The sequence below is a fragment of the Aquamicrobium sp. NLF2-7 genome (assembly GCF_022359935.1).
In the GTDB taxonomy this organism is placed as follows: domain Bacteria; phylum Pseudomonadota; class Alphaproteobacteria; order Rhizobiales; family Rhizobiaceae; genus Mesorhizobium; species Mesorhizobium lusatiense.
The window spans coordinates 528,402-550,536 of record NZ_JAKSED010000001.1; the positions used below are offsets into that span (position 1 = coordinate 528,402).

Annotated in this window: 21 protein-coding genes, 1 tRNA gene and 2 pseudogenes; 18 read left to right on the forward strand and 6 right to left on the reverse strand. The window is 64.0% G+C overall.

From position 1 onward, the window contains the following. The first annotated feature begins 35 nt into the window (after positions 1 to 35). The 13 genes and pseudogenes from MIC97_RS02675 to MIC97_RS02735 all read left to right on the forward strand — a co-directional run bounded on the left by MIC97_RS02675 (position 36) and on the right by MIC97_RS02735 (position 12,240). Positions 36 to 2,024 carry a conjugal transfer protein TraG gene (locus MIC97_RS02675; protein ID WP_239798735.1) on the forward strand — a complete coding sequence of 663 codons (1,989 nt, stop codon included), beginning with the start codon at positions 36 to 38 and terminating at the stop codon, positions 2,022 to 2,024. A gap of 10 nt (positions 2,025 to 2,034) precedes the next feature. Next, positions 2,035 to 2,514, forward strand: coding sequence for a CopG family transcriptional regulator (locus MIC97_RS02680; RefSeq protein ID WP_239798736.1), 480 nt, complete (start codon positions 2,035 to 2,037; stop codon positions 2,512 to 2,514). 146 nt (positions 2,515 to 2,660) lie between these two features. Beyond that, positions 2,661 to 3,641: a P-type conjugative transfer ATPase TrbB gene (gene trbB / locus MIC97_RS02685; protein ID WP_239798737.1), complete on the forward strand. Its 981-nt coding sequence runs from the start codon at positions 2,661 to 2,663 to the stop codon at positions 3,639 to 3,641. After that, positions 3,638 to 3,970, forward strand: a complete 333-nt coding sequence (locus MIC97_RS02690; RefSeq protein WP_239798738.1) for a TrbC/VirB2 family protein — start codon at positions 3,638 to 3,640, stop codon at positions 3,968 to 3,970. Before trbB ends, MIC97_RS02690 begins: the two co-directional genes overlap by 4 nt. Continuing rightward, positions 3,970 to 4,251 carry a VirB3 family type IV secretion system protein gene (locus MIC97_RS02695; RefSeq protein WP_239798739.1) on the forward strand — a complete coding sequence of 94 codons (282 nt, stop codon included), beginning with the start codon at positions 3,970 to 3,972 and terminating at the stop codon, positions 4,249 to 4,251. Before MIC97_RS02690 ends, MIC97_RS02695 begins: the two co-directional genes overlap by 1 nt. A gap of 13 nt (positions 4,252 to 4,264) precedes the next feature. Then, positions 4,265 to 6,757 carry a conjugal transfer protein TrbE gene (trbE, locus tag MIC97_RS02700; protein ID WP_239798740.1) on the forward strand — a complete coding sequence of 831 codons (2,493 nt, stop codon included), beginning with the start codon at positions 4,265 to 4,267 and terminating at the stop codon, positions 6,755 to 6,757. Continuing rightward, a complete protein-coding gene (gene trbJ, locus MIC97_RS02705; protein ID WP_239798741.1) occupies positions 6,754 to 7,530 on the forward strand; it encodes a P-type conjugative transfer protein TrbJ in 777 nt (258 codons plus the stop codon). Before trbE ends, trbJ begins: the two co-directional genes overlap by 4 nt. A 14-nt stretch (positions 7,531 to 7,544) precedes the next feature. Beyond that, positions 7,545 to 7,811 carry a putative entry exclusion protein TrbK-alt gene (gene trbK-alt, locus MIC97_RS02710; RefSeq protein WP_239798742.1) on the forward strand — a complete coding sequence of 89 codons (267 nt, stop codon included), beginning with the start codon at positions 7,545 to 7,547 and terminating at the stop codon, positions 7,809 to 7,811. 2 nt (positions 7,812 to 7,813) lie between these two features. Then, positions 7,814 to 9,199 (forward strand): P-type conjugative transfer protein TrbL, encoded by a 1,386-nt coding sequence (trbL, locus tag MIC97_RS02715; RefSeq protein ID WP_239798743.1) that lies wholly within the window; start codon positions 7,814 to 7,816, stop codon positions 9,197 to 9,199. Continuing rightward, the gene (trbF, locus tag MIC97_RS02720; protein ID WP_239798744.1) at positions 9,196 to 9,885 is read left to right on the forward strand and encodes a conjugal transfer protein TrbF; all 690 of its coding nucleotides are present in this window, start codon (positions 9,196 to 9,198) and stop codon (positions 9,883 to 9,885) included. The genes trbL and trbF overlap by 4 nt, the downstream gene beginning before the upstream one ends. Beyond that, positions 9,882 to 10,883 (forward strand): annotated as a pseudogene (gene trbG / locus MIC97_RS02725) (P-type conjugative transfer protein TrbG). Before trbF ends, trbG begins: the two are co-directional and overlap by 4 nt. Next, positions 10,880 to 12,016: a TrbI/VirB10 family protein gene (locus MIC97_RS02730; protein ID WP_239798745.1), complete on the forward strand. Its 1,137-nt coding sequence runs from the start codon at positions 10,880 to 10,882 to the stop codon at positions 12,014 to 12,016. Before trbG ends, MIC97_RS02730 begins: the two are co-directional and overlap by 4 nt. A 2-nt stretch (positions 12,017 to 12,018) precedes the next feature. After that, positions 12,019 to 12,240: a DUF2274 domain-containing protein gene (locus MIC97_RS02735; RefSeq protein WP_239798746.1), complete on the forward strand. Its 222-nt coding sequence runs from the start codon at positions 12,019 to 12,021 to the stop codon at positions 12,238 to 12,240. A gap of 101 nt (positions 12,241 to 12,341) precedes the next feature. On the opposite strand, the gene ubiA is transcribed toward MIC97_RS02735, so the two are convergent. Next, entirely contained in the window at positions 12,342 to 13,256 is a 915-nt protein-coding gene (gene ubiA / locus MIC97_RS02740; RefSeq protein WP_239798747.1) for a 4-hydroxybenzoate octaprenyltransferase, read from the reverse strand. A 282-nt stretch (positions 13,257 to 13,538) separates the two neighbouring features. Between ubiA and MIC97_RS02745 the strand changes: the two genes are divergently transcribed. From MIC97_RS02745 to MIC97_RS02760, 4 genes and pseudogenes are all read left to right on the forward strand, one after another. After that, positions 13,539 to 13,865: a hypothetical protein gene (locus MIC97_RS02745; RefSeq protein WP_239798748.1), complete on the forward strand. Its 327-nt coding sequence runs from the start codon at positions 13,539 to 13,541 to the stop codon at positions 13,863 to 13,865. Beyond that, positions 13,858 to 14,211, forward strand: a complete 354-nt coding sequence (locus tag MIC97_RS02750) for a DUF6516 family protein (protein WP_239798749.1) — start codon at positions 13,858 to 13,860, stop codon at positions 14,209 to 14,211. The genes MIC97_RS02745 and MIC97_RS02750 overlap by 8 nt, the downstream gene beginning before the upstream one ends. Beyond that, positions 14,208 to 14,597 carry a helix-turn-helix domain-containing protein gene (locus MIC97_RS02755; RefSeq protein ID WP_239798750.1) on the forward strand — a complete coding sequence of 130 codons (390 nt, stop codon included), beginning with the start codon at positions 14,208 to 14,210 and terminating at the stop codon, positions 14,595 to 14,597. The genes MIC97_RS02750 and MIC97_RS02755 overlap by 4 nt, the downstream gene beginning before the upstream one ends. Then, positions 14,594 to 16,153, forward strand: a pseudogene (locus MIC97_RS02760) (recombinase family protein); the annotation flags it as partial. The gene MIC97_RS02755 and the pseudogene MIC97_RS02760, both read left to right, overlap by 4 nt. 57 nt (positions 16,154 to 16,210) lie before the next feature. Here MIC97_RS02760 and MIC97_RS02765 read toward each other — a convergent pair. Further along, a tRNA-Ser gene (locus MIC97_RS02765) sits at positions 16,211 to 16,300 on the reverse strand. A 257-nt stretch (positions 16,301 to 16,557) separates the two neighbouring features. Here MIC97_RS02765 and MIC97_RS02770 point away from each other — a divergent pair. Beyond that, entirely contained in the window at positions 16,558 to 17,205 is a 648-nt protein-coding gene (locus MIC97_RS02770) for a TerC family protein (RefSeq protein WP_239798751.1), read from the forward strand. 100 nt (positions 17,206 to 17,305) lie between these two features. On the opposite strand, the gene MIC97_RS02775 is transcribed toward MIC97_RS02770, so the two are convergent. Genes MIC97_RS02775 through MIC97_RS02790 form a run of 4 tightly spaced genes read right to left on the reverse strand, consistent with a single transcriptional unit; the run spans position 17,306 to position 22,092 of the window. Then, positions 17,306 to 18,373: a BMP family ABC transporter substrate-binding protein gene (locus MIC97_RS02775; protein WP_239798752.1), complete on the reverse strand. Its 1,068-nt coding sequence runs from the start codon at positions 18,371 to 18,373 to the stop codon at positions 17,306 to 17,308. A gap of 46 nt (positions 18,374 to 18,419) precedes the next feature. Then, a complete protein-coding gene (locus tag MIC97_RS02780; RefSeq protein ID WP_239798753.1) occupies positions 18,420 to 19,394 on the reverse strand; it encodes an ABC transporter permease in 975 nt (324 codons plus the stop codon). Continuing rightward, positions 19,394 to 20,503, reverse strand: coding sequence for an ABC transporter permease (locus MIC97_RS02785; protein WP_239798754.1), 1,110 nt, complete (start codon positions 20,501 to 20,503; stop codon positions 19,394 to 19,396). Before MIC97_RS02785 ends, MIC97_RS02780 begins: the two co-directional genes overlap by 1 nt. Then, the gene (locus MIC97_RS02790) at positions 20,500 to 22,092 is read right to left on the reverse strand and encodes an ABC transporter ATP-binding protein (RefSeq protein ID WP_239798755.1); all 1,593 of its coding nucleotides are present in this window, start codon (positions 22,090 to 22,092) and stop codon (positions 20,500 to 20,502) included. Before MIC97_RS02790 ends, MIC97_RS02785 begins: the two co-directional genes overlap by 4 nt. Positions 22,093 to 22,135 lie beyond the last annotated feature (43 nt).

Consider the following 22,135-nt stretch of genomic DNA (forward strand, 5'->3'; position numbering starts at 1 on the left):
ATCGGCTCCGTCTCTTTTGCCGACTGGAGCCTGCATTGCGCGGAGGCCGAATCCTTTGGGGTCAAATCGCTGTCGTCTTCACCATCGTTCTGGTGATGACGTGGGCGGCGACGCAATGGGTAGCGTTCCGCCTTGGCTTCCAGCCCCAGCTTGGCAGTCCGTGGTTCGAGCTGGTGGGCCTGCCGGTCTATTATCCGCCGGCCTTCTTCTGGTGGTGGTTTTCGTTCGACGCCTACGCGCCCGCGATCTTCGTCGAGGGCGGCATCATCGCCGTATCGGGCGGCTTCCTCGCCATTGCCGCCGCCATCCTCATGTCGATCATCCGGGCGCGGGAAGCGCGCAACGTCGCGACATACGGCTCGGCGCGATGGGCCGAGGACCGGGAAATCCGCGCGGCCGGATTGCTCGGCCCCGATGGCGTCGTGCTCGGCCGATACGACCGGGACTATCTGCGCCATGACGGCCCCGAGCATGTCCTGTGCTTCGCCCCGACCCGCAGCGGCAAGGGCGTCGGGCTGGTGGTGCCGACGCTGCTGACGTGGCCCGCATCCGCTATCGTCCACGACATAAAAGGCGAGAACTGGACTCTGACAGCGGGCTTTCGCGCGAAGCATGGCCGCGTCCTGCTGTTCGATCCCACAAACGCCAGATCATCCGCCTACAATCCGCTGCTCGAAGTCCGGCAAGGCGAATGGGAAGTCCGCGACGTGCAGAACATCGCGGATATTCTGGTCGATCCCGAAGGCAGTCTCGACAAGCGCAACCATTGGGAAAAGACCAGCCATTCGCTGCTGGTTGGCGCGATCCTGCATGTCCTCTATGCGGAGAAGGACAAGACCTTGGCGGGCGTCGCCAACTTCCTGTCCGATCCGCGCCGCCCCGTCGAGGCGACCTTGCGCGCTATGATGGACACTCCGCATCTCGGCGAAGCTGGCGTTCATCCCGTTATCGCGTCTTCGGCCCGAGAGCTGTTGAACAAGTCCGAGAACGAGCGCAGCGGCGTGCTCTCCACCGCCATGTCGTTTCTCGGCCTCTACCGCGATCCCGTGGTCGCGCGGGTGACGGCACGATGCGACTGGCGCATTGCCGATCTGGTCGGCAGTCGCCAGCCGGTCACACTCTATCTGGTCGTGCCGCCATCCGACATTAACCGCACCAAGCCGCTCATCCGCCTGATCCTCAACCAGATCGGCAGGCGGTTGACCGAGGAACTGACCACTTCGGCGAAGCGCCATCGGCTGCTGTTGATGCTGGACGAGTTTCCCGCGCTCGGCCGCCTCGACTTCTTTGAATCGGCGCTCGCCTTCATGGCGGGGTATGGAATCAAAGGCTTCCTGATCGCGCAGAGCCTCAACCAGATCGAGCGTGCCTATGGGCCGAACAACGCCATCCTCGACAATTGCCATGTGCGCGTGAGCTTTGCGACCAACGACGAGCGCACCGCCAAGCGCGTTTCGGATGCACTCGGCACCGCGACCGAGCTGCGCGATTCCACCAACTATGCCGGCCATCGCCTCGCGCCCTGGTTGGGGCACTTGATGGTCTCACGGCAGGAGACCGCGCGGCCGCTGCTGACGCCCGGCGAAATCATGCAGCTCCCGCCCACCGACGAGATCGTCATGGTCGCGGGCACGCCGCCGATCAGAGCGAAGAAGGCGCGCTATTTCGAGGACGCACGTTTTCAGGAACGTATCCTGACCCCGCCCGATCTGGTTGCCGCTCCGCTGGCGCCCAGCCCATCCGCCGATGATTGGTCCGGCCGCGTGGTCGCGGCGGAAAACCGTCCCGCGACCAACGCCGCAGACGGGGCCGAAGGCGATCCGGCCAATGCAGGCATCCGCCGCGAGCCGGAATTGCCCAGCCAAGAGGAAATCGTCGCCCCGCCGCCATCCCCCGAACAGGAGTACGAGTTTCTGGACGACGAGCCGGACGTTGACGCGGCCAAGGCCCGCGCCATGCGCCAGCGCATGAAGATGGTCGCGCGGCAGGTGGCGATGAACCCCGATGATGGAATCGAGCTTTGAGGACACGCCCATGACCACACGCACCCGCCTGAATATCTATTTCGACCCCGCGCTCATTCCGCAGATCGAGGCGATGGCGCTGCGTCGCTCGGTGTCGCTGCGCCGCAATGTCTCAAAATCCGCCATCGTGGAGGCGGCGGTCATGTCCTACCTGTCCGGCGATGCCGACGACCAGCTTGAAGCCGCCATGTCGCGCCGATTGGACAAGCTCGGCCGGCAGATCGACACGCTCGACCTAGATCTCGCCGTCCTCGGCGAGACGGTCGCGCAGTTCATCCATTTCTGGATGACCATCACGCCGCCGCTTACGGGAGCCGCACAATCCGCAGCCCGCGCCAAAGGCGCGGAGCGGTTCGAGGGCTTCATGCAGAATCTCGGCCGGCGTTTGGCGACCGGCGACAGGTTCCTCAAAGAGCTGTCGCGTGACCTCGACTCACTTCCCGACGATCCGTTGCCGGACGAGTCCGAGAGCAACGGCGATCAAGAATAAGTATTCGGACCCATCCTATTTACCGCCGTTCGCCGCCGATCACCGCACGCAGCTAGATACTTGTTGAACCGGCCCAATTCCGGGCTTTCTTAATCGACCCCGTTGCGGGGACCGTCTGTTGCGCCTCGCCAGAAGCCGGGGCCGACATGACAACCAACCACCAAAGACAGGAAGCGATCCAGCGCGGCGCGCGCATGTTGCGCACGGCATTGGGGCCGGCAATCGCGCGACTGCTCGAAGACCCGGCCGTGGTCGAAGTGATGTTGAACCCGGACGGGCGGTTGTGGATCGACCGCCTGTCCGAAGGGCTTTCCGATACGGGCGAGCGCCTGTCTGCCGCCGATGGCGAACGCATCGTTCGGCTGGTCGCGCATCATGTCGGTGCGGAGGTTCATGCCCGCAGCCCCCGTGTCTCGGCCGAGCTGCCGGAGTCGGGCGAAAGGTTCGAGGGCCTGCTGCCGCCCGTGGTCGCCGCCCCGACCTTCGCAATCCGCAAGCCCGCCGTCGCCGTGTTCAGCCTCGACGACTATGTGGCGGCGGGCATCATGTCCGCCGATCAGGCCGCGACGTTACGCGCAGCCGTTTCTTCCCGCGCCAACATCCTCGTGGCGGGCGGCACCAGCACCGGCAAGACCACGCTGACCAACGCGCTGCTCGCCGAGGTGGCGAAGACGGCGGATCGCGTCGTCATCATCGAGGACACGCGCGAGCTGCAATGCGCCGCGCCCAACCTTGTCGCCATGCGGACGAAAGACGGCGTGGCGACGCTCTCCGATCTGGTCCGTTCCTCTTTGCGCCTGCGCCCGGATCGCATCCCCATCGGCGAGGTGCGCGGATCGGAAGCCCTCGACCTTTTGAAAGCGTGGGGCACCGGCCATCCGGGCGGGATCGGCACCATCCATGCAGGCACCGGCATCGGCGCGCTGCGTCGCCTTGAACAGCTCATTCAAGAGGCTGTCGTCACCGTTCCGCGCGCCCTGATCGCCGAGACCATCGACCTTGTTGCCGTCCTTTCCGGGCGCGGTTCCGCGCGACGGCTGGCCGAACTCGCCCGCGTCGAAGGTCTCGGCCCCGACGGCGACTACCGCATCAACCCCGCAACCATCAGAATAGGAGACCCTTCATGATCCACACCCTTTCGCGCGGCTATCGCTTCGCCGCGACCGTCGCATCCACCCTTGCCATCAGCATGTTTCTCGCACCGGCTGCCCATGCGTCCGGTTCGTCGATGCCATGGGAAGCGCCACTCCAAAGCATTCTCCAGTCCATCGAGGGGCCGGTCGCCAAGATCATCGCCGTCATCATCATCATCGTGACTGGCCTGACTTTGGCCTTCGGCGATACGGGCGGTGGTTTCCGCAAGCTGATCCAGATCGTCTTCGGCCTGTCCATCGCCTTCGCGGCGTCCAGCTTCTTCCTGTCGTTCTTCTCGTTCGGCGGCGGGGCGCTCGTCTGATGGTGGCCGGCCTTGAACAACTCGACGCGGTGCCGGGATTTTCCGTCCCAGTTCACCGGGCGCTAACCGAGCATATCCTGCTCGGCGGCGCACCACGCGCCATCGCAATCATGAACGGAACGCTGGCCGGGGCCGTGGGCCTCGGCCTTCGTCTCTGGCTGGTTGGCATCGCCATCTGGGCGGTCGGTCATTTCCTCGCGGTATGGGCAGCCAAACGCGATCCGCTCTTCGTCGAGGTCGGGCGCAGGCATCTGCGTATCCCCGGTCATCTGGCGGTTTGATGGAGGCGCGTCCATGATGAACCTTGCCGAATACCGCCGCATCGCCACCCGCCTTGCCGACTATCTGCCATGGGCCGCGCTTGTCGGCTCCGGCGTCGTCTTGAACAAGGACGGCTCATTCCAGCGCACTGCGAAGTTTCGCGGTCCCGATCTGGATTCCGCCGTCGCGGCCGAACTGGTCGCCGTCGCCGGCCGCATCAACAACGCCGTGCGCCGCCTCGGCTCCGGCTGGAGCATCTTTGTCGAGGCGCAGCGCAGCGAGGCGGCGACCTATCCCGACAGCATGTTTCCCGATCCCGCGTCGGCGCTGGTCGATGCGGAGCGGAAAGCCGGTTTTGAGGAAGCGGACGCGCATTTCGTGTCCGGCTACTTCCTGACCTTCCTCTGGCTGCCCCCGGCCGAGGAAGCCGCCCGCGCAGAAACATGGCTCTATGAGGGCCGGGAGAAAGCCGGCGTGGACCCGTGGGAGCTGCTGCGCGGCTTCATCGACCGCACCGACCGCGTGCTGGCCTTGCTCGACGGCTTCATGCCCGAGTGCCGTTGGATGGATGACGGCGCGACGCTGACCTATCTCCATTCCACCATCTCGACCAACCGCCATCGCGTGCGCGTGCCCGAGGTGCCGATGCACCTCGACGTGCTGCTCGCCGACCAGCCGTTGACCGGCGGGCTGGAGCCGCGCCTTGGCGACGCGCATCTGCGCGTCCTGACCATCGTGGGATTCCCGACCGCGACGACGCCGGGCCTGCTCGACGAAATGAACCGGCTGCCGTTCCCCTACAGGTGGAGCACGCGCGCGATCCTGCTCGACAAGACCGATGCGACCCGGCTGCTGACCCGCATCCGTCGCCAATGGTTCGCCAAGCGCAAGAGCGTCGCCGCGATTCTGAAAGAGGTGATGACCAACGAGGCGTCCGCCCTTGTGGACACCGACGCCGCCAACAAGGCGCTCGACGCCGACATGGCGTTGCAGGAGCTTGGGGCGGACGTGGCGGGCATGGCCTACGTCACGGCGACCGTCACCGTTTGGGATACCGACCCGCGCGTGGCGCAAGAGAAGCTGCGCCTGGTCGAGAAGATCGTTCAGGGCTGCGACTTCACCGCCATGCCCGAGACGGTCAACGCGGTTGACGCATGGCTCGGCAGCCTGCCCGGACACGCCTACGCGAATGTGCGGCAGCCACCCATCAGCACTTTGAATCTCGCTCACATGATCCCGCTTTCGGCGGTGTGGGCGGGGCCGGAACGGGACGAGCATTTCGGTGCACCCCCTTTGCTCTTTGGAAAGACCGAAGGCTCAACCCCGTTCCGGCTAAGTCTGCATGTCGGCGACGTAGGCCACACCCTTGTCGTCGGCCCCACGGGCGCGGGCAAGAGCGTGTTGCTCGCCCTCATGGCGCTCCAGTTCCGGCGCTATGCGGCCAGCCAAGTCTTCGCCTTCGACTTCGGCGGAAGCATCCGCGCCGCCGCGCTCGCCATGGGCGGGGATTGGCACGATTTGGGCGGTGGCCTCACGGAAGGAGACGAGGCGTCCGTTTCGCTCCAGCCACTTGCCCGAATCCACGACACCTATGAACGCGCATGGGCGGCGGACTGGATTGCCGCCATCCTCATGCGCGAAGGCATCGCCATCACGCCCGAGGTCAAAGAGCATCTTTGGACGGCGCTGACTTCGCTCGCCTCCGCGCCGGTCGAGGAACGCACGATCACCGGCCTTGCCGTGCTGCTGCAATCCAACGATCTGAAACAGGCGCTCCGGCCGTTCTGCGTCGGCGGTGCCTATGGCCGGCTGCTCGACGCCGAGACAGAGCATTTGGGATCGGCGGACGTGCAAGCCTTCGAGATCGAGGGCCTTGTCGGGACCGGCGCGGCCCCGGCCGTGCTTGCCTATCTGTTCCACCGCATCGGCGACCGGCTCGACGGCCGCCCCACGCTGCTCATCATCGACGAGGGCTGGCTTGCGCTGGACGACGAGGGGTTCGCCGGCCAGCTCCGCGAATGGCTGAAAACGCTGCGCAAGAAAAACGCCAGCGTCATCTTCGCCACGCAAAGCCTGTCCGACATCGACGGGAGCAACATCGCGCCCGCGATTATCGAGAGCTGCCCGACGCGGCTCCTGCTGCCGAACGAGCGCGCCATCGAGCCGCAGATTACAGCCATCTATCGCCGCTTCGGCCTCAATGACAGGCAGATCGAAATCCTCGCACGGGCCACGCCCAAGCGGGATTATTACTGTCAAAGCCGCAGGGGCAATCGCCTGTTCGAGCTTGGCCTGTCCGAAGTCGGCCTCGCGCTCTGCGCCGCATCCGCCAAATCCGACCAAACCCTCATTGCGCAGATCGTCGCCGAACACGGCCGCGACGGCTTCCTCGCCGCATGGCTGCGCGAGCGCGGCGTCGATTGGGCGGCCGACCTGATCCCGAACCTCACCAATCTTGCCGACCGGCCGGAATCCGCCGCGCCGGCCCGGCTCGATAACCACCCCACACAGGAGATTCTTCCATGACCTATCCCAAGATCGTCGGGGCCTCGGCCCTCGCGCTGGCGCTCGCCGTGCCCGTCGCGCTTTCGCCCATGCTGGTAAGCCCGGCCCATGCGCAATTCGGCTTCGGCCGCATCGTCTATGATCCGAGCAACTACGCGCAGAACGTGCTCACGGCAGCGCGCACGCTGGAGCAGATCAACAACCAGATCACCAGCCTCCAGAACGAGGCGCAGATGCTCATCAATCAGGCCCGTAATCTGGCGAGCCTACCGTATTCGTCGCTCCAGCAGCTCCAGCAGAACGTCCAGCGCACGCAGCAGCTTCTCGGCCAAGCGCAGAACATCGCGTTCGAGGTCGGGCAGATCGACCAAGCGTTCCAGCAGCAATATGGCAATGTCTCGCTATCGGCGACCGACGCCCAACTGGTCGCCGATGCGCGCGGCCGCTGGGAGAACACGGTTGGCGGTTTGCAGGACGCCATGCGCGTGCAGGCGGGCGCGGTCGGCAATATCGACACCAACCGCGCCGAGATGGCCGCGCTGGTCGGCCAGAGCCAAGGCGCAACCGGGGCATTGCAGGCGACGCAGGCCGGCAACCAGCTTCTCGCCCTCCAGTCGCAGCAGCTTTCCGACCTGATCGCGGTCATCTCGGCGAACGGCCGGGCCGACGCGCTGACAGAAGCGGAGCGCGCGACCGCCGCCGAGCAGGGCCGCATCCAGCGCGAACGGTTCCTGACGCCGGGCAGCGGTTATCAGCCGGGCAATGCGCAGATGTTCAACAACGGCAACAACTGACCGGGAGGCTCGCCATGGACGGCAAGATGCTGGCCCGGCTCGGGGCCGTGGTGTTCATCGCCATCGCCGTCACGGCGACTGCAATCGACATGGCGCGGAAGGATGAACCTTCCGCGCCGCCCCCTGCGCCGGCCTTCCAGCCGCCAGCCGATCCCCTACGCGAAACCCTGCGCCGCTGCCAGCAGCTCGGCGAGGCAGCCGCCAGCGATGCCGACTGCCTCGCCGCGTGGGCGGAATCCCGCGACCGCTTCCTCGGCCGTGATCGCAGCGAGGCGCACTGACCATGGGCAACACGGGCGTCATCGACAATTTTCTCGGGGTCTTCACCTCCTACATCGACTCGGGGTTTGGCCTGCTCGGCGGCGAGGTCGCCTTCATCGCCACGACGCTGATCGTCATCGACGTGACGCTCGCCGCGCTCTTTTGGGCATGGGGCGCGGATGACGACATTATCGCGCGGCTGGTCAAGAAGACCCTGTTCGTGGGCGTGTTCGCCTACATCATCAGCAATTGGAACAACCTCGCCCGCATCGTCTTCGAGAGCTTCGCCGGCCTCGGCCTCATGGCGTCGGGCACCGGCTTTTCCGTCACCGATCTGATGCGGCCGGGCCGCGTCGCGCAGACCGGCCTCGACGCCGGCCGCCCGCTGCTTGACTCCATTTCCGACCTGATGGGCTGGATCGCCTTCTTTGAAAACTTCATCCAGATCGCGTGCCTGCTGTTCGCATGGGCGCTGGTTGTGTTGGCCTTCTTCATCCTCGCCATCCAGCTTTTTGTCACCCTGATCGAGTTCAAACTGACCACGTTGGCGGGGTTCGTCCTCATCCCCTTCGGCCTTTTCGGCAAGACCGCCTTCATGGCCGAGAAGGTCTTGGGCAACGTGGTGTCGTCCGGCATAAAGGTCTTGGTCCTCGCCGTCATCATCGGCATCGGCAGCACCCTGTTTTCGCAATTCACGGCCGGCTTTGGCGGCGCGACCCCGACCATCGACGACGCCATGGCGATTGTGCTCGCCGCGCTGTCGCTGCTCGGCCTCGGCATCTTCGGTCCCGGTATCGCTAACGGTATCGTCTCGGGCGGCCCGCAGCTCGGCGCAGGCGCGGCAGTAGGCACGGGCCTCGCTGCCGGCGGCATGGTGCTTGCTGGCGGTGCGGCGGCTGGCGGCGGGGCTATGCTTGCCGCGAAGGGCGGCGCTGCTGCCCTGTCCGGTGGGGCCGCGGCCGTCCGCGGCGGCGCGACCGCTGCGGGAGCGGCGACCGCTGCCTATAGCGTCGGCTCGCTCGGCCAGACCGGGGCGGCCGGTGTCGCTTCCGGCCTTGGCGGTGTTGCACGCGCCGCAGGCTCGGCCGCTATCTCGCCGCTCAAGCGTGCAGCCTCCAGCGCAACATCCCAAGCAGGCGAAAGCGTTAAGTCCAGCTTCGCCGATGGCGTGCGCGCCGGTTTCGGTGCGACGGGCGGCACATCCTCCATGGGTACGGTCGGCAGCGCGAGCGCCGCCCCGGCAGCCGCGTCGTCGGCTTCCCCCGATGGTCCCCCGGCTTGGGCGCAGCGGATGCAGCGCCGGCAGGCCCTCAACCACGGCACCACCATGACAGCCCATGCCGTCCGCTCCGGCGACAGCCACGGCTCTGGTTCCTCCGTCAACCTTTCCGAAAGTGACCGCTCATGAGCATCTTCAAACGACCAGCAACCCATTACGGCAAATCGCCGGAACCCGAGACGCTCTATCAGAAGGCCGCGCAGGTGTGGGACGAGCGTATCGGCTCGGCCCGTGTGCAGGCGAAAAACTGGCGGCTCATGGCCTTCGGCTCCCTCATTCTTTCGGCCGGCTTCGCCTCGGCGCTGGTCTGGCAGTCGGCACGCGGGACCGTAGTGCCGTGGGTGGTGCAGGTCGATAATCTTGGACAGGCGCAGACTGTCGCGCCCGCGAACGCCGATTACCGGCCAACTGACCCGCAGATCGCTTTCCATCTCGGCCGCTTCATCGAGCAGGTGCGCGCGATCCCGGCCGACGCGATCATTGTCCGCCAGAACTGGCTTCGCGCCTACGAATGGACCACGGATCGCGGCGCGGCGGCGCTCAACGATTACGCCCGCGCCAACGATCCCTTCACCAAGGTCGGCCGTCAGCAGATCGCCGTCGAGGTCTCGAGCGTCATCCGGGCCTCGCCGGACAGCTTCCGCGTGGCGTGGACCGAACGCCATTTCGAGAACGGCCAGCTTTCGACTACCGAACGGTGGACGGCCATCCTCACCATCGTCATCCAGCCGCCGCGCGACGCCGAGCGTCTGCGCGCCAATCCGCTGGGAATCTACGTCAATGCAATTTCGTGGTCGCGGGAGATGAGCCAATGAGGACGATCATCCGCACCCCGCCAATTGCGGCCGTGCTGCTGTCGGCGACCATGCTCGCAGGCTGCGCCACCAACCGGACGCCGCAATTCAGCTACGATGCCAGCGTGCCGCCGCTGCCGACCGTGCAGGCGGCAGCAGCCGACAACACGCCCCGGCCGTTGCATGTGCCCCCGGCATGGACCGTGGCACGCGGCGGCACTCCTGCCGGCACGCCGACCAGCCGCGTCGAGAACGCCAATGCCGCCGCTCGCGTCGAGCCGCGCCGCTAAGGTTACTACAACGCTATCCAGATATATCCGTGGTCGGAAGGCGCGCTCTATCAGGTCTATGCCGCGGTCGGGCAGATCACGACGATCGCGCTGGAGCCGGGCGAGAGCCTGACAGGCGCGGGGCCGATTGCGGCGGGCGACACCGCCCGCTGGATCATCGGCGACACGGAGAGCGGCAGCGGTGCGAACCGCCGTGTCCATATCCTCGTGAAGCCGACACGGCCGGACATTTCCACCAACCTTGTCGTTACCACCGACCGACGCACCTACCTGATCGAGCTGCGCGCGCGGGAATCGCTCTACATGCCCGCCGTGGCATGGGCCTATCCCGCGCCGCCTGCCGGCCAGCGCCAGACCGTTCCGGCTGCGCCGATCATCCCGGCCGAGGCTGCGCGGAACTATCGCTATGGCTTGCAGGTGCAGGGCGACAGCCCGCCGTGGCGGCCGGTTTCCGTCTTCGATGATGGACGCCGCGTCTATGTCGTCTTCCCGGCCGGGATCGTGCAGGGCGAGATGCCGCCAATTTTCGTGCTCGGTACGAACGGCGAGCCGCAGATCGTCAATAGCCGTGTTCACCAGAACGTCCTGATCGTGGACCGCCTGTTCGGCACGGCCGAGCTGCGTCTTGGCAGCGGCAAACGTCAACAGGTCGTCAGGATCGTCCGCACCAACCCGACGCAGGCGGCAGACGCGCAGCCCGCCAACGCGACCGGAGGCTCCCCCTCATGACAGACAACGCCATCACCGACCCCGCAGCGCCCATGCGCCTGCGCGCCGAACCGCCCCGTGTCACCCGCCTGTCCCGCAAGATGCTGGCAGGCGTCGGAGCCGTCGCGCTTCTCGGTATCGGCGGCGCGCTCATTTACGCGCTCCAGACCCGCGACGGGGGACAGGGCGGCGAAGAACTCTATTCGACCGAGAATCGGCCCACGGCGGACGGCTTGTCCGGCCTGCCGCGCGACTATACCGGCCCGGTGCTCGGCCCCGCGCTGCCCGGCGACCTCGGCCGCCCCATCCTTGATGCGCAGAACAGGGGACAGCCCGTCGCGCCGCCCGTCATGACGACGCCTGCCGTCGATCCAGCCGAGGAACGCCGCCGCGCCGAGGAAGAAGCCGCGCGCTTGAGCAACGTGTTCTTCCAGTCCGGCCCGCGCACGGGAGCGCCGGCAGGGGCGGCCATGCCCGGCCTTGCCGGGCTTGGCCTCGGAGGGCAGCCCGCGACACAGGACCGCCACGCGGCGTTTCTCAACGGGCCGGTGGACCGGCAGACCGTCGCCCCGGATCGCGTCGCGCCGCCGGCATCGCCCTATATTCTTCAGGCCGGGGCCGTGATCCCCGCCGCGTTGATAACCGGCATCCGTTCTGATCTGCCCGGCCAGATCACCGCGCAGGTGACGGAGAACGTCTATGACAGCCCGACCGGCTCGCTGCTTCGGATCCCGCAGGGCACCCGCATCATCGGCCAATACGACGATGGCGTGACCTTCGGCCAGCGAAGGGTGCTCTTGGTGTGGAACCGCCTGATCCTGCCGGGCGGCCGTTCCATCGTCCTTGAGCGTCTGCCGGGCGCGGACGCCAGCGGCTATGCCGGGCTGGAAGACGGGGTTGATTACCATTGGTGGGATCTGATGAAGGCCGCAGGGCTGTCCACGCTGCTCGCGGTCGGCACGGAGCTGGCGACCAGCGACGAGGACCGGCTGATCCGGGCCATCCGCGACGGCGCGCAGGATACCGTCAATCAGGCGGGCCAGCAGATCGTGCAGCGCCAGTTGCAGGTCGCGCCTACGCTCACCATCCGGCCCGGTTTCCCGGTCAGGATCATCGTGACCCGCGACCTTGTGTTCGAGCCGACAGGACGTTGACCATGACCAAGCTGAAACTCGGCCCGCTGCCCGACGACAAGCCCGTGAAGGTCATGCTGGAGCTGCCCGCAACGCTCAACCGCGATCTGATCGCCTATGCCGAGGTGCTGGCCCGCCAGAGCGGCCAGCCCGTCGCCGATCCCGCCAAGCTCATCGTGCCAATGCTGCAACATTTCATCGCCACGGATCGCGGGTTCGCTAAGGCGCGGCGTTCGACGAGCTAAACTACTGGCACCATCTCGATGCCGAATTCCGCATGCTGTTGATCCGCGACGCGCTGGAGTGCCAGCCGGTTAGGACAGCGCGTCAGACCGATAACATCGCCTTACAAGGCTCCGGCAAGGGCTGCCGCTGCCAGCATCGCTCCAGTCAGGATGTTGGCGAGGAAAAGCCGAAAATTGACTTCCGGGCGGTTTGGATTGAAGCGCCATGCCTGCCAGCCAAGATGGGCCGCAATCAAGAGAATCCCGATGGCGTAGGGGGCCGACATGTCCAGCATCCAGCCACCAAGTGACCATGCCAGCACCGTCAAAACATAAAACAAGCCGATCAGCGCTTTGCCATGAGTCCCGAACAGAATCGCCGTCGATTTGAGGCCAAGGCGCTGATCGTCCTTCACATCCACGTAGCCATAGGTGGTGTCATATCCAATCTGCCATGCAATCGCCCCGGCCCACATCAGCACTGCTCCGGCCGGCACTTCGCCGGCGATCTGCGCCCAGGCCACTAGCATCCCCCAATTGAAGGCGGCTCCCAAAACTGCCTGCGGCCAGTGGGTGAACCGTTTACAGAAAGGATAGAGCACCACCAGCGGCAGGACACAGATTGCCAGAAAGCGCGCAAATGGCGTTAGGAAGATCAGCAGCGAGGCGGCCAGCAGCAGTTGAGCCGCCAGAAACACCAAAGCCCGGATCAAGCTGAGCTCGCCGTTTGCCAACGGCCGGAACCGGGTGCGCTCGACATGGCCGTCAAAATTACGGTCTGCCATATCGTTGATGGTTGAACCCGCGCTGCGCATCAGAAGAGCACCTAGGGTAAACACCAGCAAATCGCGCAAGTCGGGGAGGCCATGAGCCGCCTGAAACAACGCTGCCCAACACGGGAAGAGCGTGAGCCAGATACCGACAGGGCGGTCCAGCCGCGCCAGCCGGGTATAGGGTCGCATGGGAAGCGGCAAAATACGATCAACCCAGTCGCCCTTATGAATATCACTGAGATCAAGGCTGTTTACTTGTTGCATTGCATGAATTCCGCTCTACGCGGCAAGCCGCTGTTGCAAGATTCCAGCATAGAACTTTTGAGTATGTCAGGTAAGGGTTCGAAGCACTGATATTTGAACTCAGTCGGTCGGAAATCTGACGAAGAGCAAAGCATTATTGGCCGGTGATGCCCGTTAGCGAGGGGGTGCCGCCAGCGCACAGGCGTAAATGCGGCACGCTACAGGCCGCCGACTGCCCTCCATGGTTCGCCTAATTCCGGGGCCGTGAGCGCCCCGGAATCTACCAGAACCAAGGAGGATTCCATGTGCGCAGAGCGCCGCCGCGCCCGCAAAGGGCGACCGCGACACCCGGTCGCCGAAGCACTTCCCGACGATCTGTTCGACTATGCCGACGAACCCACACCAGACGGCCGGGAACGCCGCAGCTCGCCGCTTCGCATCGTCGATGTTGAGACGCTGCCGGTCTTCGACGACTGGCCCGAGAAGGTGCCAATCACCGAGGAAGAACTGCAAATCTTCGAGCGGTATTTCGGTCATGTGCTCGACCGCTTGTTCGGCCCCATCGACCTCGATCCCGACAATCAGGACTTGCCATCGTTATCTCCAGATGATAACAGTAATCATGAGTGAGGATCGTGACCAGAGCCTCGACACGCTTCTGGACCTCGACGGTCAGGTGCTTGTCGTCGATCCCGAGGGCGGCCATTGGGTGAAGTTCGTCGTCACCCGCGTTCCGGCCTCGCCGGAAAAGCCGCACGGCCTCGATTATTCGCTCACGCTTCACGGGCCTTCGGGCGAACGGCTGGTCGGCTTCGATAACGCCCATCCAGTCGGCCGAGGCAGGAGGGGCGAGCCGATGGACCATCGGCACCGCCTCCAGACTGTGAAGCCCTACGCCTACGAGGACGCGGCCACGCTGCTGGCCGACTTCTGGCAGGTGGTGGATGCGGTGTTGAAGGAGCGAGGCGTAACATGACCACATTGAAAGTCGGGATTGCCGACTATGAAGAAATGAAGGCCCGCACCATGCGGATCGCCAAGGGCGAGGAAAAGCCGGCGGCGGACGACCCGAAGGTGTGGTTCACGTCCACGGAATCTTTCGCGCAAATCCTGTCCAGTGGGAACCGCGAACTGCTGCGCATCATTGACGAGCAGTCGCCCGGCTCGCTTGAGGAACTGTCGCGGATCACGGGACGGGCAAAGCCCAACCTGTCCCGAACCCTCAAGAAGATGGCGAGCTACGGCCTTGTCCGCATGGACCCCGGCGAGGGCCAGAAGCTCGTGCCCAAGGTGCTGCATGATCGCGTCGAGCTGGCCTTGCCCTTGCTCGAACGCCGCACGGCGAAGGGAGGCGCGCTATGAACATTCGTTCCCCACACGTCGCGTTTCGCGCCGCGCTCTATCTGCGCGTCTCGACGGCACGGCAGGCCGAACATGACGTGTCGATCCCCGACCAGAAGCGGCAGGGCGAAGCCTATTGCGATTCTCGCGGCTATCAGCTCGTGGAAACCTTCGTCGAGCCGGGCGCATCGGCGACCAACGACCGTCGCCCCGAGTTCCAGCGCATGATCGAGGCGGGCACGTCCAAGCCCGCGCCCTTCGATGTTGTCGTGGTCCATTCATTCAGCCGCTTCTTCCGCGATCACTTCGAGCTGGAGTTCTACGTTCGCAAGCTCGCCAAGAACGGCGTCAAGCTGGTCTCCATCACGCAGGAGATGGGCGACGATCCCATGCACGTCATGATGCGGCAGATCATGGCGCTATTCGATGAATACCAGTCCAAGGAAAACGCCAAGCACGTCCTGCGCGCCTTGAAGGAGAACGCCCAGCAAGGCTTCTGGAACGGCTCGCTGCCGCCCATCGGCTACCGTGTCGTCGATGCCGAGCAGCGCGGCACCAAGACAAAGAAAAAGCTGGAAATCGACCCGTTGCACGCCGACACCGTGCGGCTCATCTTCCGCCTCGCATTGGAAGGCGACGGCACGTCCGGCCCCATGGGCGTCAAGAACATCGTCAGCTATCTCAACAGGAACCGCGTGTTCACCCGCAGCGGGGGGCGTTGGGGCATCGGCCAGCTTCATCGTGTCCTGACCCGCCGCACCTATATCGGCGAACATCGCTTCAATCGCCGCTCCAAGAAAGGCGAGGTGAAGCCCGAGGAAGAAGTCGTCACCGTCGCGGTGCCGCCACTGATCGACCTTGGGATATTCGAGGCGGTGCAGAAGCGGTTGCAGGTCAACAATCCGAAGGTGACGCCGCCGCGCGTCGTCAGCGGCCCGAACCTGCTGACCGGCATTTGCTATTGCGGCAATTGCGGCGGGGCCATGACGCTGCGCACCGGCAAGAACGGCCGCTACCGCTACTATGCCTGCTCGATGCGGGCGCGGCAGGGCGAAACCGGCTGCAAGGGCCGCGCGATCCCGATGGACAAGCTGGACCGCATTGTGGTCAGCCACATCGAGGAAAGGCTGCTGGACCCGGAGCGAATCGAAGACGTGCTCGCCTCGCTGCTGGATCGCCGGCAGGAGAGCGTCGAGCGGCGCAGCCAGCACATCACCGAGTTGAACCAGCGCGCGGCCGAGGCCGATATGCGGCTAAAGCGGCTCTACGAGGCTATCGAGGCGGGTTCGCTCGACCCGGCCGAATCCGCCCTCGGCGAACGCATCGCGGGCCTTGCGGCGATACGAGATCAGGCACGGGCCGACGCCGTAAGGACCGAGGCCATGCTGAAAAACTCGGCGCACAAGTGCCTCACAGGCGCGGCCGTGCGAGAACTGGCGAGCGAAGCGCGCGCCGGACTTCGGCTCGAAAAGGGCGGCTATCGGCGGGATCACGTCCGGGCTTTCGCGCAGCATGTCGAGGTCGCGGACGATGCGATCTACATCAATGGCAACAAAAACACGCTGTTGAGGACGCTGATAGCCACTAAGGGAGGGAAATCGGCGGGAATCGGCGTTCCCGGTTTTATACCGAAGTGGCGGAGGGAGTGGGATTCGAACCCACGGAGACATCACTGCCTCGCCGGTTTTCAAGACCGGTGCCTTAAACCGCTCGGCCATCCCTCCTGCCCGACTGCCGCCTCACAGTAAAGGCATGCAATACACGCACGGCTTTAGCGCCGAGCATGGTCGGCAGTCAACAGATGAGACGGTTGCTGCAATTCTTATTTCCTGAAGTGCGCCCCGGGTGTCCCACCGCCGGGCTTTCGCAGGTTGCAGGACGATGGAGACGACAACCCCTGACGGCCCAACAACCCTTGACTGCATTGCCGGCTTGGGCGTAGGCCTCCGGTGTTCCCACGACATGGATAGGCGATCTGGCGATGGAAATTTTTACCGCAGCTGGCTTCACTGCGCTCCTTCAGGTGATTTTCATCGATCTGGTTCTGGCCGGAGATAACGCCATCGTCATCGGTCTCGCGGCCGCTGGCTTGCCGGCTGACCAACGCAAGAAAGCGATCCTGATCGGGGTTCTGGCTGCAACCATTCTGCGTATCGTGTTTGCGGTGATAACCGTACATCTCCTTGCAATACTCGGCCTGCTTCTGGTCGGCGGCATCCTGTTGCTATGGGTTTGCTGGAAAATGTGGCGCGAGCTGCGCACCTCTCATGAGGATGAAGAGGAAGCGACGCGGGTTCTGGCCGATGGCGCGGAATCTTCTCCCTCGAAGGCCCCCCGCAAAACGCTTCTGCAGGCGGCGATCCAGATCGTCGTAGCCGACGTTTCCATGTCGCTCGACAATGTGCTGGCCGTAGCTGGTGCAGCGCGCGACCACTTCACCGTACTCGTTGTCGGCCTCGTCTTCTCTGTCGCCCTCATGGGACTTGCCGCGTCGCTGATTGCACGGCTTCTCCACCGTTATCACTGGATCGCCTATATCGGCCTGCTGATCATCCTCTATGTCGCACTCGACATGATCTATCGGGGCGCCCTGGAAGTGTGGCCGCATGTCAGCGATTATCTGGTTTGAGGCAGAGCCGGCGCATTTTCTGAAAAGCGCACCCTCCCCCGAACAAGCAGAAAAAAGGGCGCCCGAAAGGCGCCCTTCTCTGCTTTCGCTCCGCTGACGATTACTGCGGAAGCTTGTCGTCGATGCCCTTCACATAGAAATTCATGCCCAGAAGGGTCTGATCATCGGCAACCTCGCCGTCCTTCAGCCATTCCGTACCATCCTGCCTGGTGATCGGGCCGGTGTAGGGGTTCCATCCGTCCGTGATTTTCTGAACGGTTGCCTTGGCAGCCTCTGCAACCTCATCCGGCACGTTGGTGTAGGGTGCCATGTAGAGGATGTCGTCCTTGAAACCTTCCCACCGGCTTTCCGCCTTCCAGCTGCCATCAATGACAGCCTTGACGCGGTTCACATAGTACGGGCCCCAGTTGTTCACTGCCGCGGTGAGCTGTGCCTTGGGAGCGAACTTGGACATGTCGGCCGCCTGACCGAAGCCGTGCATGCCGCGCTCTTCAGCAATCTGCAGCGGAGCCGTCGAGTTGGTATGCTGAGCAATGATGTCAGCCCCCTGATCGAACAGCGCCTTGGCGGCGTCGGCTTCCTTGCCCGGATCGAACCAGGAGTTGATCCACACAACCTTCAGCTTGAACTCCGGATTGACGGACTGGGCGCCGAGCATGAAGGCGTTGATTCCCATCACGACTTCAGGAATGGGGAACGAAACGATGTAACCGGCCACACCGGTCTTCGACTGCTTGGCCGCGATCTGGCCGCTTACATAACGACCTTCATAGAAGCGGATGTTGTAGACGCCCATGTTGTCGGATGTCTTGAAGCCGGTGGCGTGCTCGAATTTCACGTCGGGGAACTTGTTCGCCACTTCGAGTTCGGCATCCATGAAACCGAAGGAGGTGCCGAAGATGATCTTGCACCCGTCGCGCGCCATGCGCTCAAAGGAGCGGGCCGCGTCAGGACCTTCCGAAACGTTTTCGAGGAAGGCGGTCTCGACCTGATCGCCAAGCTCCTTTTCCACCATCTGGCGGCCCTGATCGTGCTGGAAGGCAAAGCCGAAGTCGCCGATGGAACCTGTGTAGATCCAGCAGGCCTTCAGCTTGTCCTGCGCCTGAGCGGGCGCAGACAGGGCAAGGGCTGCCACCGCTGCCATGAGAGCTGTCATGGTTTTCTTCATATGAGTGTTCTCCATCTTAGGTTTAACATCTAACGCGCTGAATTTCTTAGCGTTCAGGCACGAAGGGCTGGGCCAGGGAAGCTGGCGTGTTCATCATGGTCAGGCGCTTGTTACGCGAAATCACAACCAGAACCAATATCGTCGCGAGATAGGGCAAGGACGACAGGAACTGGGATGGCAGGGACTTCAGCAGGGCCAGCGGCTGGTAAATCAGCCACGATGAATTGCTGAAAGCCGACAGGTCGATCGCCTGCACATGCAACTGCCCTATCCAGATCGCGCCGAAGATGTAGGCGCCGGCCAGAACCCGCCATGGCCGCCACGAGGCGAACACCACCAGCGCCAGCGCGATCCAGCCGCGTCCGGCGCTCATGTTTTCCACCCATTGCGGCGTGTAGACGAGTGAAAGATGCGCGCCGGCAAGCCCGGCGCAGGCGCCACCGAACATCACGGCCAGATAGCGGTAGCGGATAACGTGGATGCCGAGGGCATGGGCGGAGCCGTGGCTGTCGCCGATGGCTCGCATGGTAAGCCCCGTGCGGCTGCGGAACAGGAACCAGGCGACGGCAATGACCAGCACGATCGACAGGTAGAAGATCGGATCCTGCCCGAAGATCAGCTTTCCGACCACCGGCAGCGAGGTGAGGCCGGGAATGTCAAGATTCTGCAGCCGCACGCCCGGCTGGCCGACAAAACTGGTTCCAATCATGCCTGAAAGGCCGAGCCCCAGAATGGTGAGAGAAAGCCCTGTCGCCACCTGATTGGTTGCGAGCGTGAGCGTCATGAAAGCGAAGAGCAGGGAAAACAGAACACCGATGACGATGGCAGCGAGCACGCCGATCCACGGAGATCCCGTCAGATATCCGGCCCCGAAACCGCCAACCGCGCCCATGATCATCATGCCCTCGACGCCGAGGTTCAGCACACCGGCGCGCTCGGCAACCAGTTCGCCGATTGCGGCGATGAGCAGCGGCGTGGCGGCAGTGGCGATGGTAAGAAGGATGCTGATCCAGATATCCATCAGTTTGCCCCTTCCTGTGCTGCAATCGTTTCGGCTGCCGGATTTGTCCTGCCGATAAAGCGAATTCGGTAATGAATCAGCGTGTCGCAGCCCAGCACGAAGAACAGCAGCATGCCCTGGAACACGCGCGCCAGCTTGTCCGACACGCCAAGCGACGACTGTGCCGCCTCGCCCCCGAGATAGGTCAGCCCCAGCACGAGGCCGGCCGCGATAATGCCGAGCGGATTGAGCCTGCCCAGAAACGCGACGATGATGGCGGCGAAGCCGTAACCGGGTGAAATCGTCGGCTGAAGCCTGCCGATAGCGCCGGAAACCTCCGAAATGCCGGCCAATCCCGCCAGCGCACCGGAAAGCATGAAGGCGAAGAACACCATGCGGTTCATGCTGAAGCCGGCGAACCGCCCTGCCCGCGGGCTGGATCCCATCACCCGCACTTCAAACCCCTTGAGCATGCGGCTCATCATCAGCCAGACGAGCACAGCCGCAACGATCGAAAAGATGAAGCCCAGATTGGCCCGGCCGGAATCCAGCAGTTCGGGCAGGCGCGCGGCCCGGCTGAACTGAACCGTCTGCGGGAAATTATAGCCCATGGGATCACGCCACGGGCCTCGCACAACCCAGTCGAGAAACAGTTGCGAGACATAGACCAGCATCAGGCTGGTGAGGATTTCGTTGGTGTTGAAGCGCGCCTTGAGAAAAGCAGGAATGCTCGCGAATGCCGCTCCGCCGATCATACCCATCAGGAGCATCAGCGGGAGAAGGTACGCGCCCTGCAGATCAGGATAAAGAACGGGCAGAAGCGAGCCGGCAATGGCACCGACCGTGAACTGGCCTTCCGCACCGATGTTCCAGATGTTGGCGCGGAAGCAGACGGACAAGCCCACCGCAATCAGGATAAGGGGTGCGGCCTTGATCGCCAGCTCGTGCAACTGCCAGACTTCGGTGAGCGGTGAGATGAAATAGGCGTAGAGCGCCCTGGCGGGGTTAACGCCCAGCACCGCGAACATGATCGCGCCCGTGATCACGGTCAGCGCGAAGGCGATGAAGGGAGACAGCATCGAAAACAGCGCCGAGCGCTGCGGACGTTTGACGAGCTCGATGCGCATCATGCCACCTCCGCCGTTTCGGTTGCATGGGCTGTGGCGGCATGGCCCGGATCGGCACCGCCCATCAGCAGGCCGATCTTCTCGTACGTCGCTTCGGCTATAGGCAGTGCGGGCGACAATTCGCCATTGTGCATCACGGCAATGGCGTCCGACATTTCAAAAAGCTCGTCCAGATCCTGACTGATCACCAGCACGGCGGAGCCATTCCGGGCAAGGCTGATGAGCGCCTGCCGGATATGAGCCGCAGCCCCGGCATCGACTCCCCATGTCGGCTGGTTGACGATCATCACCGAGGGATTGCGGTCGAGCTCGCGCCCGACGATGAATTTCTGCAGATTGCCGCCGGACAGGGACGCAGCTTCCGGATCAGGCGCGCTCTTGCGCACATCCATGATCCCGATGATGCGCTGTGCGGTGTCGTAGATCGCCTTGCTTTCGATCATGCCGCCTTTACCGACGAATCTTTTGCCGTCCGTGGCGTGCCGGGACAGGAGAAGATTTTCCGACAGCGTCATGCGCGGGGCGGCGCCATGGCCGAGGCGTTCCTCGGGAACGAAGGCAGCGCCCAGCAGGCGCCGGCCCGTTATGTCGAGCCCGCCGACATCGGCGCCGCCAATGCGCACCGACGCCCGGTCCTGCTGAAGCACCTCACCAGACACAGCTTCGAAAAACTCTCCCTGCCCGTTACCGGCAACGCCGGCGATGCCGACGACCTCCCCGGCCCGGACGGAAAGATTGATGTTTTTCAAGGCAATGGCAAACGGCGTTGCTGGCTTTCGGTTCAGATTGACGATCTCCAGCAGCGGCCAGGCCTTGTCGATTCCCGCAGCGGGCATGCGCTCGACCGCGCGAACCTCGGTGCCCACCATCATCCGGGCCAGAGAAGACGCCGTTTCCTCGCGCGGGTTGCAGTGTCCCACCACCTTGCCGTGACGCAGCACGGTAGCGCGGTCGCAGATGCGCTTCACCTCTTCGAGGCGATGCGAAATATAGAGGATCGACTTGCCCTCGGCCCGGAGCCGCTCCAGCGTTTCAAACAGCTTGTCGGCTTCCTGCGGCGTCAGAACAGAGGTCGGTTCATCGAGAATGATGAGTTCAGGCGTCTGCAACAGGCAGCGGATGATTTCGATCCGCTGGCGCTCTCCAACCGACAGATCGCCCACCAGCGCATCCGGATCGAGCGGCAGGCCATAGCTGTAGGACAAGGCGCGGGCCTTGGCCGCAATGGTGCTTATCGGCGCACCGTCATTGAGCGATAGAGCGATGTTTTCGGCTGCGGTCAGCGCCTCGAACAGCGAAAAGTGCTGGAACACCATGCCGATGCCGAGTTTCTTGGCAACGCCCGGACTGGTGATGCGCACCGGCTGGCCGTTCCACAGGATCTCGCCGGAATGTGGCTCAAGGGAGCCGAACAGCATTTTGACCAGAGTGGACTTGCCGGCGCCATTTTCTCCCAGAAGCGCATGTATTTCGCCTTTGGCAATGCCAAGGTCGATGGTGTCGCAAGCTTTCAGGGAGCCGAATATCTTGGTCAGGCCACGGACCTCGAGCAGGTCCGCAGCGCCTTGATGTAAACTCACAGTGCCTCCCATCTGTTTAACAGATATGTTCTGTGTTCCCGATGGCATCGTAGGC

Coding starts and splice junctions, on each gene's coding strand:
- MIC97_RS02770 (WP_239798751.1), top strand. CDS start 16,558: ATGGAAATTTTTACCGCAGCTGGCTTCACTGCGCTCCTTCAGGTGATT.
- MIC97_RS02750 (WP_239798749.1), top strand. CDS start 13,858: ATGAGTGAGGATCGTGACCAGAGCCTCGACACGCTTCTGGACCTCGAC.
- MIC97_RS02730 (WP_239798745.1), top strand. CDS start 10,880: ATGACAGACAACGCCATCACCGACCCCGCAGCGCCCATGCGCCTGCGC.
- trbB (WP_239798737.1), top strand. CDS start 2,661: ATGACAACCAACCACCAAAGACAGGAAGCGATCCAGCGCGGCGCGCGC.
- MIC97_RS02745 (WP_239798748.1), top strand. CDS start 13,539: ATGTGCGCAGAGCGCCGCCGCGCCCGCAAAGGGCGACCGCGACACCCG.
- MIC97_RS02690 (WP_239798738.1), top strand. CDS start 3,638: ATGATCCACACCCTTTCGCGCGGCTATCGCTTCGCCGCGACCGTCGCA.
- trbL (WP_239798743.1), top strand. CDS start 7,814: ATGGGCAACACGGGCGTCATCGACAATTTTCTCGGGGTCTTCACCTCC.
- MIC97_RS02680 (WP_239798736.1), top strand. CDS start 2,035: ATGACCACACGCACCCGCCTGAATATCTATTTCGACCCCGCGCTCATT.
- ubiA (WP_239798747.1), bottom strand. CDS start 13,256: ATGCAACAAGTAAACAGCCTTGATCTCAGTGATATTCATAAGGGCGAC.
- trbF (WP_239798744.1), top strand. CDS start 9,196: ATGAGCATCTTCAAACGACCAGCAACCCATTACGGCAAATCGCCGGAA.
- MIC97_RS02695 (WP_239798739.1), top strand. CDS start 3,970: ATGGTGGCCGGCCTTGAACAACTCGACGCGGTGCCGGGATTTTCCGTC.
- MIC97_RS02775 (WP_239798752.1), bottom strand. CDS start 18,373: ATGAAGAAAACCATGACAGCTCTCATGGCAGCGGTGGCAGCCCTTGCC.
- MIC97_RS02735 (WP_239798746.1), top strand. CDS start 12,019: ATGACCAAGCTGAAACTCGGCCCGCTGCCCGACGACAAGCCCGTGAAG.
- MIC97_RS02785 (WP_239798754.1), bottom strand. CDS start 20,503: ATGATGCGCATCGAGCTCGTCAAACGTCCGCAGCGCTCGGCGCTGTTT.
- MIC97_RS02755 (WP_239798750.1), top strand. CDS start 14,208: ATGACCACATTGAAAGTCGGGATTGCCGACTATGAAGAAATGAAGGCC.
- MIC97_RS02780 (WP_239798753.1), bottom strand. CDS start 19,394: ATGGATATCTGGATCAGCATCCTTCTTACCATCGCCACTGCCGCCACG.
- trbK-alt (WP_239798742.1), top strand. CDS start 7,545: ATGGACGGCAAGATGCTGGCCCGGCTCGGGGCCGTGGTGTTCATCGCC.
- trbJ (WP_239798741.1), top strand. CDS start 6,754: ATGACCTATCCCAAGATCGTCGGGGCCTCGGCCCTCGCGCTGGCGCTC.
- MIC97_RS02790 (WP_239798755.1), bottom strand. CDS start 22,092: ATGGGAGGCACTGTGAGTTTACATCAAGGCGCTGCGGACCTGCTCGAG.
- trbE (WP_239798740.1), top strand. CDS start 4,265: ATGATGAACCTTGCCGAATACCGCCGCATCGCCACCCGCCTTGCCGAC.